The sequence below is a fragment of the Pararhizobium sp. DWP3-4 genome (genome assembly GCF_049898205.1).
In the GTDB taxonomy this organism is placed as follows: domain Bacteria; phylum Pseudomonadota; class Alphaproteobacteria; order Rhizobiales; family Rhizobiaceae; genus Pararhizobium.
Genome location: NZ_JAFCXF010000001.1, coordinates 52951 through 67873, shown reverse-complemented (window position 1 = coordinate 67873; position 14923 = coordinate 52951). Strand labels below are relative to the sequence as shown.

11 protein-coding genes and 2 pseudogenes are annotated in these 14923 nt (G+C 60.0%); 2 read left to right on the top strand and 11 right to left on the bottom strand.

Translation table 11 applies throughout. From position 1 onward, the window contains the following. Positions 1-102 precede the first annotated feature (102 nt). The 11 genes and pseudogenes from ACP7E6_RS00315 to ACP7E6_RS00265 all read right to left on the bottom strand — a co-directional run bounded on the left by ACP7E6_RS00315 (position 103) and on the right by ACP7E6_RS00265 (position 12640). Entirely contained in the window at positions 103-447 is a 345-nt protein-coding gene (locus ACP7E6_RS00315) for a DUF6867 family protein (protein WP_426226875.1), read from the bottom strand. Between the two features lie 118 nt (positions 448-565). Beyond that, positions 566-1291: an ABC transporter ATP-binding protein gene (locus ACP7E6_RS00310; RefSeq protein ID WP_426226873.1), complete on the bottom strand. Its 726-nt coding sequence runs from the start codon at positions 1289-1291 to the stop codon at positions 566-568. After that, complete coding sequence (locus ACP7E6_RS00305) at positions 1288-2178, bottom strand: ABC transporter ATP-binding protein (RefSeq protein WP_426226871.1); 891 nt, start codon at positions 2176-2178, stop codon at positions 1288-1290. The genes ACP7E6_RS00310 and ACP7E6_RS00305 overlap by 4 nt, the downstream gene beginning before the upstream one ends. Next, positions 2178-3257: pseudogene (gene livM, locus ACP7E6_RS00300) on the bottom strand (high-affinity branched-chain amino acid ABC transporter permease LivM); the annotation flags it as partial. The gene ACP7E6_RS00305 and the pseudogene livM, both read right to left, overlap by 1 nt. A 180-nt stretch (positions 3258-3437) precedes the next feature. Then, positions 3438-3746: pseudogene (locus ACP7E6_RS00295) on the bottom strand (DUF3382 domain-containing protein); the annotation flags it as partial. 4 nt (positions 3747-3750) lie between these two features. Next, positions 3751-4653, bottom strand: a complete 903-nt coding sequence (locus tag ACP7E6_RS00290; RefSeq protein ID WP_426226869.1) for a branched-chain amino acid ABC transporter permease — start codon at positions 4651-4653, stop codon at positions 3751-3753. A gap of 308 nt (positions 4654-4961) precedes the next feature. After that, complete coding sequence (locus ACP7E6_RS00285; protein WP_426226867.1) at positions 4962-7388, bottom strand: GcvT family protein; 2427 nt, start codon at positions 7386-7388, stop codon at positions 4962-4964. A 182-nt stretch (positions 7389-7570) separates the two neighbouring features. Beyond that, the gene (locus ACP7E6_RS00280; RefSeq protein ID WP_426226865.1) at positions 7571-8131 is read right to left on the bottom strand and encodes a sarcosine oxidase subunit gamma; all 561 of its coding nucleotides are present in this window, start codon (positions 8129-8131) and stop codon (positions 7571-7573) included. A 13-nt stretch (positions 8132-8144) separates the two neighbouring features. Continuing rightward, the gene (locus ACP7E6_RS00275; RefSeq protein ID WP_426226863.1) at positions 8145-11102 is read right to left on the bottom strand and encodes a sarcosine oxidase subunit alpha family protein; all 2958 of its coding nucleotides are present in this window, start codon (positions 11100-11102) and stop codon (positions 8145-8147) included. After that, the gene (locus tag ACP7E6_RS00270) at positions 11099-11377 is read right to left on the bottom strand and encodes a sarcosine oxidase subunit delta (protein WP_426226861.1); all 279 of its coding nucleotides are present in this window, start codon (positions 11375-11377) and stop codon (positions 11099-11101) included. Before ACP7E6_RS00270 ends, ACP7E6_RS00275 begins: the two co-directional genes overlap by 4 nt. 12 nt (positions 11378-11389) lie before the next feature. Beyond that, complete coding sequence (locus ACP7E6_RS00265) at positions 11390-12640, bottom strand: sarcosine oxidase subunit beta family protein (RefSeq protein WP_426226859.1); 1251 nt, start codon at positions 12638-12640, stop codon at positions 11390-11392. Between the two features lie 293 nt (positions 12641-12933). Between ACP7E6_RS00265 and cysQ the strand changes: the two genes are divergently transcribed. Further along, on the top strand, positions 12934-13710 hold the full coding sequence (gene cysQ / locus ACP7E6_RS00260) for a 3'(2'),5'-bisphosphate nucleotidase CysQ (RefSeq protein ID WP_426226857.1): 777 nt from the start codon (positions 12934-12936) through the stop codon (positions 13708-13710). A 163-nt stretch (positions 13711-13873) separates the two neighbouring features. Beyond that, a complete protein-coding gene (locus ACP7E6_RS00255; RefSeq protein WP_426226855.1) occupies positions 13874-14905 on the top strand; it encodes a DUF2793 domain-containing protein in 1032 nt (343 codons plus the stop codon). Positions 14906-14923 lie beyond the last annotated feature (18 nt).

The following is a 14923-nucleotide window of genomic DNA, read 5'->3' as shown; positions in this document are numbered from 1 at the left end:
TGAGCGGGTGCCTTTTTAAGCCAGTCACGATACCCACCATAATCGCGCCGGTATTCTTATATCCGCATCAGCGCGCGAGACGCGTCAGCGGGGTTCCCTCTGTCATTTTGACTTCCACGAGAAGGGCGAAACCTTTTCGTAAAGCCAATAGTAGTTGTTGGTCATCTGCTGCGTACGGTAGTAGCGATAGCCTGCCGTAGCAAACAGCAAAAGAATGATCGTGTCCACGGCATAGTACTGCAAAGTCAACATGCTGCCGTTGAAAAGCGCATGATGAATGAAGCGGATCGCCACACCCAGGAGTAGAGTATAGATGACGAGAACGCCGTAGCTGCTCCAGCCTTCGGCAGCGCTCTTTCCCGTGCGCCACGCCGTCCAGCCGCCCATGACGACGGTGATCAGCGCGAAATGCAGAACCGAAGGTTCTTCGTAGAGAATGCCGTGCATCCCGTTTCTCCCTTTCAAAGCGCCGGGCGGTTTTCAGACCGCATGCGAACGCTCCAACATGTCGGATATGCAAGCCGGCCCGGGTCCAACGAAACCTCTGACTCGAGCCGGAATGCCATCAATGATGACCGCCTTCGAGATAGGCGGCGCGCACTTCCGGATTGGCCAGCAATTCCCTGCCGCTGCCGCTCATCGTCACCTTGCCGTTGACCATGACATAACCACGGTGAGACAGCTTCAAGGCCGCAAACGCGTTCTGCTCGACGAGGAAAACCGTAAGCCCCTCCTCTTCGTTGAGCTTCTTGATCGCAGCAAAGATGCCCTTGACGATCAGCGGCGCAAGACCGAGAGACGGCTCATCGAGAAGCAGCAGCTTCGGACGCGCCATCAGCGCACGGCCGATCGACAGCATCTGCTGCTCGCCGCCGGAAAGCGTTCCGCCGCGCTGCGACTGACGCTCCTTGAGACGCGGAAACAGCGTGAAGATCTTTTCGACATCCTCGTTGAAATATTTCAGATTATCCAGGCTCGCGCCCATCTGAAGGTTTTCATAGACCGTCATGCGCGGAAAGATCCGGCGGCCTTCCGGCGACTGCGCGATCCGCAACCGGGCGATCTCGTGCGTCGGCATATGGGTGATATCCTGCCCATCGAAGGTTACCGAGCCTGCCCTTGCCTGCGGACTACCGCAGATCGTCATCATCAGCGTCGATTTTCCGGCGCCATTGGCCCCGATCATGCAGACGATTTCGCCGCGCTTGACTTCGACTTCGACCCCGCCGAGCGCCCGGATATTGCCGTAATAGGTTTCGACGTCTTTTACATGCAGAAGGTTATCGCTCATTTGGGCGTGTCTCCCGGCGCAGCGACGGCGATTTCCTCGATCTGTTCGATCACCTCTTCGACCTCATCATCTTCAACACCGAGATAGGCCGCAATAACCTTCGGGTCGTTCTTCACATGGTCCGGATTGCCATCCGAAATCTTCTGGCCGTATTCCAGGACGACGACATGGTCGGAGATTTCCATGACAACGGACATGTCGTGCTCGATCAGAAGGATCGAGGTCCCGGTGTCCTTGCGGATGCTGCGCAACAACTCGTTGAGCACCAGCGATTCGCGCGGATTGAGACCGGCGGCCGGTTCGTCGAGGCAAAGGAATTCGGGGCCGGTGCACATGGCGCGGGCGATTTCCAGACGGCGCTGGGCGCCGTAGGGCAGATCGCCGGCCGGATCGTCGGCACGGTCGGTCAGATTTGCCTTGTCGAGCCAGTATTTGGCCTGCTCGATCGACTGAGCCGCAGCCTTTTTGTAGGCAGGAAAGCCCAAAAGACCGAGGATGGTATAGCCAGAGGCCAGCATCAGCTTGTTGTGTTGCGCGACCAGCAGGTTTTCCAGCACCGTCAGGCCTGAAAACAGCCGGATGTTCTGGAAAGTCCGGGCCACCTTGGCATCGCGGTTGACCTCGAAATCCGACATGCGTTCGAGCAGATATTCCTTGCCCGCCTTCTGCCGCATCGTGATCATGCCCATCGTCGGCTTGTAGAAACCGGTGATGCAGTTGAACACCGTGGTCTTGCCGGCCCCGTTAGGACCGATCAGGGCGGTGATATCGCCGCGATAGGCTTCGAACGACAGGTCGTTGATGGCCATCAGGCCGCCGAAGCGCATCGATAGATGGTCGACTTTGAGGATTGGATCTTTCGTCATTGTATCTGTCTCAAGGGCCATCAGCCGTGCCCTTCCTTGGTAAAGCTGCCGGAGACGCTCTTGCGTTCGCGCAGGAAGGCCGTGGGTTCACGTGTGCCGACGAAACCGCGCGGCTTCCAGACCATGACGATGATCATGGCCAGGCCGAAGATCAGCATGCGGTAAAGTTCCGGCGTGAAATCCGGGCCGAAGATTTGCTTCAATATCGTCATTTCGCGCAGCAGTTCCGTACCACCGATCATCACCGTCGCAGCAACCGCGATGCCGACCAGCGACCCCATCCCGCCAAGAACCACGATGGCAAGAATGATTGCCGATTCGAGGAAGACGAAGGATTCCGGCGAGACGAAGCCTTGGCGCACGGCGAAGAAAGAGCCCGCGAAGCCGCCGAACATGGCGCCCGTGGAAAATGCGGTCAGCTTGGTCGTCACCGTGTTGATGCCGAGCGAACGGCAGGCGATCTCGTCTTCGCGCAAGGCTTCCCAGGCACGGCCGATCGGCATGCGGCGCAGACGGATGGTGACGAAGGCCGTCAAAAGGCAGAGCGCCAGGATCAGATAGAACAGGAAGATTTTGTAGTAGGCCGACGACATCGGCAACCCGAAGACCTTGGCGAAATTGTTCGTCGCACTGACGTCAAAGGACCAGATGCCGAACACGGATGCCTTGGCGATGCCGGAGATGCCGAAGGTGCCCTTGGTCACCGCGGTCCAGTTGATCAGAACCAACCGGATGATTTCCCCGAAGGCAAGCGTCACGATCGCCAGGTAGTCGCCCTTGAGGCGGAGAACCGGGAAGCCGAGGATAATGCCCCAGAGGGCGGCAAAGATACCGGCCATCGGCAGCAGAACCCAGAACGACAGGCCGAAGTAAGACGACAGCAATGCGTAGGAATAGGCACCAACGGCATAGAAGGCGACATAACCGAGATCGAGCAGGCCGGCGAGGCCGACGACGATGTTCAAGCCCCAGGCCAGCATCACGTAGATCAGGATCTGGATGCCGAAGTTATCGACATATTTCAGCGACCCTTGATAGCCGAAGAAGTACACCATGAGCGGCGGGTAGAAAATAAGGGCAATGATGGCCAACATGCTGAAATGCGCAGCTATATAGACCCGAAAATAGAAGAAGCCGAACGCCAGCACGTAGATGATCGCCAGCGCACGGATCATCGTCACCCAAGGAGCGAGCACGGCAGGCAAAGCCGCAGTGATCGGCGTCGCAGCGAACATCAACAAAATGGCGATCACTGCCGCCACGACGACTATTGGCATGCGAAAGAAACGCGTGGCAACGCTGTCGGGAAGAAGGCCGGTGACGGCATTCGTTACCTTCTGGCGAGCCAGAAACGGCCGGATATAAGCAACCGACACGAAACGGCCGACTGCGGCAATGACGACGAAGATTGCGAGCAATCCCCAGCGTTGCACGAGGATCAGCTCATTCAGGATGTTCTGGTCGGTCTTCAACCCGACGAAGAGTACGAAGAGACCAAGTGCCACGAGGCCGGCGTAAAAGCCCTCGCGCAGAGCCCGCGCCATCAGATTGCTGCCGGCGCTCTCAGGTGTGTTGGTAATGTTTGCCATGAAATTATACCTTCTCGACTTCCGGCCGACCCAGAATACCAGACGGCTTGAAAATCAGCACGATGGCGAGGATCGAGAATGTCGCGACATCCTTGTAGTCGATGGTGAAGTAAGCCGACCACAGCGACTCGATGAGACCGATCATCAGACCACCCAGCACAGCGCCCGGCAGAGAACCGATGCCGCCCAGAACCGCAGCCGTGAAGGCCTTGACGCCCGGCGTGAAGCCATCGGTAAAGACGATGACACCGTAATACATCAGGTACATGGTACCGGCGACCGCAGCCAATGCCGCACCCATGATGAAGGTGATCGAGATGGTCTTGTCGACGTCGATACCCAGCAATGCCGCCATCTTGCGGTCCTGCTCGGTCGCCCGCTGAGCGCGGCCAAGCGGCGTATGATTGACGATGTACCAGAAGATCGTCAGCAGAACCGCCGTCACCACCACGATGATGATCTGCTTCAGCGATATCGAGATGCCGAACACCTCGTAAACCGACGACACCATTGACGGGATCGGCTTGTTACGCGGGCCTTGCGTCACCTGAATGAAGTTCGACAGTGCGATGGACATGCCGATCGCGGTGATCAGTGGCGCGAGGCGGAACGAGCCGCGCAACGGGCGGTAAGCCATCTTTTCGATGACCCAGTTCCACAATCCAGTCATCACCATCGCCACGATGATCATGATGAATAGGGCAAGTGCGATCGGAATACCGCCGAACAAACCCACCAGAACAAGGTAGACAATCAGCGCTGCGAAACCACCGAGCATGAAAATATCGCCATGGGCGAAGTTGACCATGCCGATAATGCCGTAAACCATTGTATAACCAATGGCAATCAAACCGTAAATCGAGCCAAGAGTCAGCCCATTGACGAGCTGCTGGACAAAATACTCCATCAATATCCCCCGGGTCTGATCCTAGTAGGTCAGACCTCTTCTTTTCGTGGCTCTTTCTGAGCCTTTTCGATAGAGGATTCCATAATGCTTTCAGACCAAAAGTGAAGCGTAAAATGATGCTTTCCTGATTTTCTTTCCCATTTTAGTGATATTGACGCTTAAACAGTCGAAAAAACAAAAATAGTGCAGTTTAGGCCCTATTTTTGGGCATCAGACCGTGAATTCTACGGTTAAACATGGCTAAGCCCCGGCGGGCCCGTTCAGCCGCCAACTCGGCCTACGAAAGGTCGCGATCACAATCGAGCCTGTCAGGACCGCATGCGCGAACCGTTGGCATCGAAAAGCGGCTGGGCCTGCAACCGGGCCGACAGCATTTCGCCCAGCAATTCGACTTGCCACCCCTCCGCTTCGTTCGCAACCTCCTTCGGAACATAGCCGATCGCGACCGAAACGCCGGAGGCATGGGCGTAGCCACCTGAGGTCACCCAACCACAGACCTTGCCGTTCAGCGAGATCGGCTCGTCGCCGATAACGTCGGCATCCTTGGCATCGATGATGAAGGTTCTGAGCCGCAAGGTGCCGCCTTCGGCCTTTTCCTTTGCTGCCGCCTGCTTACCGATGAAGTTGGCATCCTTCTTCAGCGCAACGAATCGCCCGAGCCCTGCCTCGAACGGACCGTAAAGCGGGCGATATTCGCGCGACCAGCTGCCGAACGATTTTTCGACCCGCAGGGCGTTAAGCGCCCGCAGGCCGAACGGCTTGATGGCAAATTCGGCACCGGCCTCCATGATCAGGTCAAAGAGATAGCGCTGATATTCCGGCTTCATCCAGATTTCATAGCCGAGATCGCCCGTGTAGCTGACACGGCCGACGATCGCCGGCGCCATGCCGAGATTCATCCGGCGAATATCCATGAAGGCGAACGCTTCGTCGGACATGTCGAGATGCGTCAGCTTGGAGATCAGCGCACGGGAGTTGGGTCCAGCGATCGACAGGCCGACCAGTTGCAGGTTCAGCGCTTTCAGGATGACCGAGCCGTCCTTCGGCAAATGGCTTTCGAACCAGCGCATGTGATAGTCTTCGGCGATCCCTGAGCCGATGAGCAGGAAATCCCCCTCGCCGAGCTTTGCCAAAGTGAAATCGCCGATCAGCTTGCCGTCGTCCTTCAGCATCGGCGCCAGCGACATGCGGCCATTGGCCGGAATGCGGCAGGTCAGCATCCGGTCGAGCCAGGCTTCCGCGCCGCTTCCGGTGATGGTGTATTTGGCAAAGCCCGATGTTTCCATCAGACCGACGCTGTCGCGCACGGCCCGGGCTTCGGCGCCGACGACATCGAAGTCGTTGGAGCGGCGCCAGGAGAATTTGTCCTCTTCGCCCTTCGGCGCAAACCACAGCGGCGCTTCCAGCCCATAGGAGGCACCGAACACGGCACCGGCGTCCTTCAGCTTGTCGTAGATCGGCGTGGTCAGGAACGGGCGTGCGCCCGGCAGTTCCTCGTTCGGATAGCGGATCGAGAAGCGGCGGGAATAGTTTTCGCGGACCTTGGCATTGGTAAAGCCAAGCGTGGCGAAATCGCCGTAGCGCGAAACGTCCATGGCAAAGACATCGAAACCCGGATCGCCGTAGATGATCCAGTTGGCCAGCGCCAAACCGACGCCGCCGCCCTGGCTGAAGCCGGCCATGACGGCGCATGCGGACCAGTAATTGGTCAACCCGCGCACCGGTCCGACCAGCGGATTGCCGTCCGGCGAGAAGGTGAAGGGGCCGTTGATGATCTTCTTGATGCCGGCATTGTTGAAGGCCGGGAAGTGTCGGAAGCCGACTTCAAGTTCGGGCGTGATGCGCTCTATATCTTCGGCCAGCAGTTCATGGCCGAAATCCCACGGCGTAGTGATCGGCGACCATGGGCGGCAGGCCTTTTCATAGGTGCCCATCAGCATGCCGTTGCGTTCCTGGCGCAGATAGATCTCGCCGTCGAAATCGACGCAGTGCATCAGTTCCTTGCCGCGCGTCTGGTTGAACTCGATCACCTCCGGCATGTCCTCGGTAATGAGATACATATGCTCCATGGCAAGCACCGGCAACTCAAGCCCCGTCATCCGCCCGACTTCGCGCGCCCACAGGCCGGCGGCGTTGACGACGTGCTCGGCAATGATCTCGCCCTTGTTGGTGATGACCCGCCAGGTGCCGTCTTCCCGCTGGACAAGGTCTTCCACCTTGGTGTGCAGGTAGATATCCGCTCCGTTCTTCTTGGCGGATTTGGCATAGGCATGGGTGGTGCCATAGGGATCGAGATGACCTTCGACCGGATCGAACACGGCACCGACGAACTGCGTGGGATCGAGAAGCGGCATCAGCTCGTGCGCTTCCTTCGGAGACAGAAGCTCGGCATCGAGGCCCATGTAGCGGCCCTTGGCGAGGATCGACTTCATCCAATCGAACCGCTCCTTGGTCGCCGCCAGCATCATGCCGGAGGTCATATGCAGACCGATATCCTGGCCGGAATATTCCTGAATTTCCTTGTAGAGTTCGACCGTATATTTCTGCAGCTTGGCGACGTTCGGATCGCCATTGATCGTATGCATGCCGCCGGCCGCGTGCCAGGTCGAGCCGGAGGTGAGCTCCGAACGCTCCAAAAGAACCACATCGGTCCAGCCGAATTTCGTCAGGTGATAAAGGATCGAACAACCGACGACGCCGCCGCCGATAACGACGACCCTGGCATGGCTTTTCATGGGTATTCTCCGGTTTCGGGACGGCTTGCAAAAAAACGTCCCGCTCAATGAAGCGAATTCTTGGCTTTCGAAACCGTACCGGCAAAGTCGCGCCGGTTAAAGATATCCCTGCGAACAGGTCTTGCCCATTCCCGCCATCGGCCACTTCAACCGCGCCATAAAAGCGTCACGCGATGGCGCATTTACCCTTGCGTGGAGAAACCGGCGGACAGATCGAACTCCCGCCCCATCACGCGCAGATCGTCAAAGAGTGCCGCGGCAAAGCTGCGCATGACGATCAGTTCGAACTCATTTTCGCCGGTGCGGGCCAGATTGACGCCGATATGGCCGCAAAGAACGTTCGATGACGTGCCGATCTCAAACGCTGCGGGATACAGATCCGTGGCAATGCCCTTGGCAAGAATGCGTCGGACATTGGGGCCGGACAGCCTGAAAACGACGCGGCCGTCGCTCTGGTCGAAGACATAGGCCGTCTCGGCCAGCAGCAATGACAAGTTGCGGTGCAGGCCCTCCGGCGTTTCCAACTGCGACAGTGCCAGCCATTCGCCGGGTCCGGCAAACCGGACGGATACATCGCCCGATGCGGCCAATCCGGCCGTCACCGATGCCTCCTCGCCGTCCATCGCCATGACAGAGGAGATGGCGACGGCACGCGGAACATCCAGATGGTCGACCGCGCGGATGCCGGGTTGCGGCGGCAGCAGGCCGTCGAGAGGATGGTGGGAAATGTAGGTTCTGGTCATGTCCGCATCCACATCAGGAGTTCAGCTTTGTGTTGCCGGGATCGACGAAGACAGGGTTGCAGACCTCCGCCACCACTTCGGCACCCGCCAGCTTGTCCCAGACGACGATGCGCTCGCCATAGCGCTCGCGGCCCGATTTCAGGAAGGCAAGCGCAATGTCGTGCCCGAGCGTCGGCGAGAAGCAGGCGGAGCTGACGTAGCCCTGATCGTTCAGCGTCGAGGGTTTTGCGCCCTCGCGCAGCAGATGCGCACCGGCGCGGATATGCTGGTCCGCCTCCACCGGCTTCAGCCCGACCATCTGCATGCGGTCGGCGGCGGTGAGCCCGTAGCGGGTCGAAAGCCGCTTACCGATGAAGTCCGGTTTCTGCGCCGAAACCATGCGCCCGAAGCCCGCATCATCGGGCGTTACCCGGCCATCGAATTCGGCATGGGTGACATGGCCCTTCTCGATGCGCAGCACATTCAGCGCTTCCAGCCCGTAGGCACAAATTCCATATGCCCGCCCCTCTTCCATGATGGCGTCGGCAACGGCATCGCCAAGCCCCGCAGGCACGGCCAGTTCATAGGCCAGTTCGCCGGAAAACGAGATCCGGAACAGCCGCGCCTTGACGCCGCCCTTCAGCGTGACGATGCCGGCAGCCAGGAATGGAAAGGCCGCATCGGAAATATCGTCCTCGACAAGAGCCTGCATTACCAGCCGGGCTTTGGGTCCGGCAATCGCCATCTGCGCCCATTGATCTGTCGAGGAACAGAAGCGGACCTTGAGCTCTGGCCACAGCACCTGGGCGCAATATTCCATATGGGACATCACCCCACCGGCCAGCGCCGTGGTCGTGGTCATGACGAAATGCCCCGGCGACAGGCGGCTCGTCGTGCCATCGTCATAAACCATGCCGTCTTCACGCAGCATCAGCCCATAGCGCGCCTTGCCGACCGGCAGCTTCAGGAACGGATTGCAATAGAGGCGATTGAGGAATTCCGCTGCATCCGGTCCGAAAATCTCGATCTTGCCGAGCGTCGAAACATCGCAGAGGCCGACATTCTCGCGGACGTTGCGGACTTCGCGATCCGCGCTTTCACGCCAGGTCTTTTCTCCGCCACGCGGAAAATAGGCCGGTCGAAACCAGAGGCCGGAATCGACCAAGATAGCGCCATTTCGCTGCGCCCAACCATGGAGCGGCGATTTGCGCACCGGAGCTGCGTGCTCATCGTGCGATGTGCCGGCCAGAGCCCCGAAGGCAACCGGCGTATAGAATGGCCGGAAGGTGGTGGTGCCAACATCGGCCGGGCTGATGCCCTGCATGGCCGCCAGAAGTCCGGTCGCGTTGATGCCGGACAGCTTGCCCTGATCAGTCGCCATGCCATTTGTCGTATAGCGCTTGGCATGTTCGACATGGCCAAAGCCCTCACGCAGGGCAAGCCCGATATCCTTGACATGCACGTCGTTCTGGAAATCGACAAAGGCTTTCGCCTTGGCGCCCGGCGAATACCACAGCGCCGTGAACGAGGGATCGATCTCTCCCTCCACCACAGGGGCCGGATGGGCGGAAGCCGAGAACCCGAGATCGGCAACGATCATGGCCGCCTTGTCGGCGCCGTCCTGCAAACAGCCGGCCAAGCTGTAGCGTCCGGCAGCCGAACCAGCGACAACAAGACCGTTGCCGACGTCAGGCGCAAGAAAGGTCTTCAAGTCCTCGGACCAGATGGCCTTGGCACCGCGCTGGCAGGCAAGATGGATAACCGGGTTCCAGCCACCGGACATGCCGATCGCATCGCAGGCAATCGTCTGCTCGAAGCCCGAGCGTTCGATGACGGCGCCGGAGACGCGCTGGCGTCCTTTCGTATCGATCACGGAGGCCGAATGAATGACGCGAACACCATCCGGCCCGACATCGGAGACATGTGCGCGGCTGTCGATGATAGCAGCAATGTCCACACCATGCGCAATGAGATCGGCGGCCGTGCGGTAACCAGCGCTGCCATTGGTGAAGATCGCCACCGACTTGCCGGCGGCAACGCCGAAACGATTGGCATAGGTGCGCATCGCACCCGCCATTATCACGCCCGGCTTGTCATTGCCGCCGAACACCAGCGGCCGTTCCTCGGCGCCTGTCGCCAGCAGCGCCCGCTTGGCGACGATGCGCCAGAGCCGCTCGACCGGCAGTTTCGCCTGCGACAAGGCCAGATGCTTTTGCACCCGCTCGACTGCACCGAATACATTGTCGTCGTACCAGCCGAAGACGGTGGTGCGCTGCATCATCGTCACGTTCGGCAGGGACCGCAGTTCCGCAAGCGCCGTTTCGGCAAAATCCGGTGCGGCGACATCATCGATACGCGCCGTTTCAGCCAGCAGCGAGCCGCCCAGCCTGAAATCCTCGTCTGCGAGAATAACCCGCAAGCCAGCACGGCCGGCCGTCAATGCCGCCATCAGTCCCGTCGGACCGGAGCCGACCACCAGCACGTCGCAATGCGCCCAGCATTTTTCATAGGATTGCGGATCTCTCTCCAGGACCGCGCGTCCAAGCCCGGCCGCCTTGCGGATGATCGGCTCGTAAACCTTCTCCCAGAAGGCCGCCGGCCACATGAACGTCTTGTAGTAGAAACCGGCACCAAGGAACGGCGACAACAGGCCGTTTACCGCACCAAAATCATATTTCAGCGATGGAAAACGGTTCTGGCTGCGGGCGTCGAGGCCCGAATAGAGTTCGGCGACAGTCGCCTTGGTGTTCGGGTCGCTGCTGGCGCCGTTGCCGATGGTCACCAACGCATTCGGCTCCGAAGGTCCGGCTGTGACGATGCCGCGCGGCCGGTGATATTTGAAGCTGCGGCCGACCAGAAGCTGATCACTGGCAAGCAGCGCAGAGGCGAGCGTATCACCGGCAAATCCCGTCAGATTCCGGCCATCGAACCGGAAATCAAGCGGCGCGTTGCGATCGACCAGACCGCCGGAGGCGAGGCGATGGGCTGTCATCGGCCAGCCTCCCGCCCATCAGACGCCGCATCCGTGACCGAAAAAACCTCGTGGGTGAATGTATCGCGCTCGACCACCAGCCAGCGGCGGCAACCGGCAACATGCTGCCAGTGTTCGCGGTAGCGTCCGCGCGGGTTGCTGCGGATATGGACGTATTCGTGCCAGGCTTCGTCCGAGGCTTCCGGATCGGGGCGGACCAGCGACGCGTCGCCACGGATCGAAAACTCTTCCTTCGGCCGGATGCCGCAATGCGGGCAGTGAATGAGGCTCGCCATACTTTTGAGGTCTCAATGCAGGTTGGGCTGGGGGCCAGCGCCGTGTTCGTCGATGGGATAGCCGCGCTCGAAGCGATCGAGGCGCAGGAACCGGGCGACCGGGTGGGTTTCGTTCTTGGCGATCAGATGCGCAAAACAAAAGCCGGAGGCCGGCGTTGCCTTGAAGCCGCCGTAGCACCAGCCGCAGTTCAGGTAGAGATTGTCGACCGGTGTGTGGCTGATGATCGGCGAGCCGTCCATGCTCATGTCCATCACCCCGCCCCAGGAACGCAGCACGCGCACGCGCGACAGGCCGGGGATCATCGTGACACCCTCTTCCATGACATGCTCGACCGTCGCCAGATTGCCGCGCTGGGCATAGGAATTATAGCCGTCGATCTCGGCCCCGAACACCAGGCCGCCCTTGTCCGACTGGGAGATGTAAAAATGCCCGGCGCCATAGGTGATGACATGATCGATGGCAGGCTTCAGCCCCTCTGTGACGAAGGCCTGCAGCACATGGCTTTCGATCGGCAGCTTCAGGTCCGCCATCTGCCCGACGCGCGAGGTGTTGCCTGCAGCCGCAAGCCCAAGCTTGCCGCAGCCGATAAAACCCCTCGATGTCTCGACACCGGTCACAACGCCATTGTCGCGGCGAATGCCGGTGACTTCGCAGTTCTGAATGAGATCGACGCCAAGACGGTCGGCGGCGCGGGCATAGCCCCAGGCAACCGCATCGTGACGCGCCGTACCGCCGCGCTTCTGCAACAGGCCGCCCATGATCGGAAACCGGGCATGATCGAAATTCAGGAAGGGCAGCATCTTCCGCAAGGCAGCGCGGTCGAGCAACTCGGCCGGAACACCCTCCATCCACATGGCATTGCCGCGGCGGATATAGGCGTCGCGCTGGCCGTCATTATGGAAGAGGTTGATGATACCGCGCTGCGACAGCATGGCGTTGTAGTTGAGCTCCCGCTCCATGCCCTCCCAGAGTTTCATCGAAAACTCGTAGAACGGCTCGTTGCCCGGCAGCATGTAGTTGGAGCGAACGATGGTGGTGTTGCGGCCGACATTGCCGGAGCCGAGATAGCCCTTTTCCAGCACCGCGATGTTCTTGAGGCCGAATTCCTTGGCGAGATAATAGGCCGTCGCCAGCCCATGCCCACCGCCGCCGACGATGATCACGTCGTAAAATGGTTTCGGTTCCGGCTGGCGCCAGGCCGGTTTCCAGTTGACGTTGCCCGTCAGCGCTTGTCTGACGATGGAAAATGCCGAATACCGCATGCCAGTCCCAACTCACCTAACCATGTTGCAACGCACATTTGCATATGCCGGGGCGAGCGCAAAGCCTACCTTGGCAAAGACCGGCCAGATGCGCCGCGCTGTCGCAGCTCTATCCGAACGGGACCCAGGACGCAGTGCCAAATGCAGCACAGTCGAGAAAATTTCACGCGCGAATCTTGAAAAGACCGGTAAGGAATGCGGATGTATGATGCGCGTTCCGGAAGTTGGAATTCAACATCTGCGGGACATGGGAGATTATGGCCGTGGACGGCAGGAAGGCACAGGAAGCACAGATGCTCGACATTCTGGAACAGGCGGCGGTGGCTGCGGGGAAAGCGATCCTCGACGTCTATCATGCCGGACCGGAAGTCAGCTACAAGGCCGACTGTTCCCCCGTCACCGATGCCGACGAGAGCGCCGAAAAGATCATTCTCGACATTCTGGCCTCCGCATTTCCCGATATCCCCGTGGTTGCTGAAGAAGCAGTGGCAGCCGGCCATATCCCCGATATCGAAGGCCAGTCGTTCTTCCTTGTCGATCCGCTCGACGGCACCAAGGAATTCGTCGGCCGCAACGACGACTTCACCGTCAATATCGCGCTGATCGAAAAGGGCGAGCCCGTCGTCGGCGTCGTCTACGCACCGGCAATCGGCATTCTCTATGCCGCCACCCGCAACAAGGCGAAAAAATCCGTCGTTTCCGGCCAGCGCGCTATCGGCCCACCGACCATCATCGGCTGCCGCAGCCGGGGCGACAGGCTGGTGGCACTGGCTAGCCGCTCGCACAACAGCCGGGAAACCATGACCTATCTCGCCGAGCATGGCATCACCGATTACGAATCGATCGGCTCGTCGCTGAAATTCTGTCTGCTCGCCGAGGGACTGGCCGATATCTATCCGCGGCTGAGCCGGACGATGGAATGGGATACCGCAGCCGGCGATGCCGTCTTGCGCGCGGCCGGCGGCGAAACCCTGACGATGGATGGCAATCCACTCATCTACGGCAAGCGTAACCAGACATCCGACGTCGATTTCGCCAATCCCTTTTTCGTCTCGCGCGGCAAGGACTGACCGTCAGCGTCCGTTGCCGATGGAAAATCTCGATGGCAGCCGGGGATTGACGGGCAAGAGCAGCGTCATTCCCCCTTGAAAAACAACGGCCAAGCGAACCGGCCGTCCCCTCTGCTCCGCCAGCGTCTACCCTTCTCCTCACCCGCAAAGGAGAACGGACCCGATGAGCGAAACAACCGTCAACCTGGAACTGCCCTATATCCTGCCGTCACAGGCGCAGAAGCACGTCACCCACAATGAGGCCCTGCAGCGGCTCGATGCGCTGACCCAGTTGACGATCACCGCCTCGTTCTCGACCCCGCCATCCGATCCGCAGGAAGGAACGTGTTTCAATGTCACGGCGTCGCCGGTCGCCGCCTGGGTGGGAAAGAGCGGCAAGCTTGCCTTCCGCCAGGACGGTGACTGGATCTTCATCACGCCCAAGGACGGCTGGCGCGGCTGGTTTGCGGCCGAGGACCGCTTGAAAGTTCACAACGGCAGCGACTGGGCCGTCTTCGATGCGATCGGCACGCCGGCGTTTCTCGGTATCAACACCACCGCCGACAGCACCAACCGGCTCGCTGTCGCAGCCGCCGCCACGCTGCTGAGCCATGACGGGAGCGGGCATCAGATCAAGGTCAACAAGGCGGCGGCAGGCGATACGGCAAGCCTTTTGTTCCAGACGGGCTGGTCCGGCCGCGCGGAAATGGGCCTCACCGGCTCGGACGAGTTCGGTGTCAAGGTCAGTGCTGACGGTGCGTCCTGGAAATCGGCGTTGAGCATCACCGCGCAGGGCCATGTCCGCATGCCGCAGCGGCCATTGGTACGCGCCACGCGCGGCGGCGGCGTGCTGACGCCAGCCTCCGGCTCGCAGACCGGCTTTTCCACCTTGAGCATCAACCAGGGTAGTTTCGCGCTGGGTGATGCCGTGGCGGGTGGCGGCAGCCGCCTGATCGTCCCGGTCACAGGCCCCTATCTGATCTGCCTTGGCATTGAAGCCAATCCAACCGGCGCCTTTTCCGTCACCGTCAAGGTCAACGGCACGACGATCGTTGCCAGCATCAACGACAACGACGCGGCATCCGCCTCCTACGGCAATTGCGCCATCGGCATGGCGATCCTCAATGCCAACGACTGGCTGGTGCTGGAACACACCGGAACCACACCGCTCGATTTCGCCTATGACAAGACGGAACTGACGGTGGTGATGCTTTAGGTAAAGCAGAAACGCCGT

Coding starts and splice junctions, on each gene's coding strand:
- ACP7E6_RS00310 (WP_426226873.1), bottom strand. CDS start 1,291: ATGAGCGATAACCTTCTGCATGTAAAAGACGTCGAAACCTATTACGGC.
- ACP7E6_RS00285 (WP_426226867.1), bottom strand. CDS start 7,388: ATGAAAAGCCATGCCAGGGTCGTCGTTATCGGCGGCGGCGTCGTCGGT.
- ACP7E6_RS00265 (WP_426226859.1), bottom strand. CDS start 12,640: ATGCGGTATTCGGCATTTTCCATCGTCAGACAAGCGCTGACGGGCAAC.
- ACP7E6_RS00305 (WP_426226871.1), bottom strand. CDS start 2,178: ATGGCCCTTGAGACAGATACAATGACGAAAGATCCAATCCTCAAAGTC.
- ACP7E6_RS00290 (WP_426226869.1), bottom strand. CDS start 4,653: ATGGAGTATTTTGTCCAGCAGCTCGTCAATGGGCTGACTCTTGGCTCG.
- ACP7E6_RS00270 (WP_426226861.1), bottom strand. CDS start 11,377: ATGGCGAGCCTCATTCACTGCCCGCATTGCGGCATCCGGCCGAAGGAA.
- cysQ (WP_426226857.1), top strand. CDS start 12,934: ATGCTCGACATTCTGGAACAGGCGGCGGTGGCTGCGGGGAAAGCGATC.
- ACP7E6_RS00280 (WP_426226865.1), bottom strand. CDS start 8,131: ATGACCAGAACCTACATTTCCCACCATCCTCTCGACGGCCTGCTGCCG.
- ACP7E6_RS00315 (WP_426226875.1), bottom strand. CDS start 447: ATGCACGGCATTCTCTACGAAGAACCTTCGGTTCTGCATTTCGCGCTG.
- ACP7E6_RS00255 (WP_426226855.1), top strand. CDS start 13,874: ATGAGCGAAACAACCGTCAACCTGGAACTGCCCTATATCCTGCCGTCA.
- ACP7E6_RS00275 (WP_426226863.1), bottom strand. CDS start 11,102: ATGACAGCCCATCGCCTCGCCTCCGGCGGTCTGGTCGATCGCAACGCG.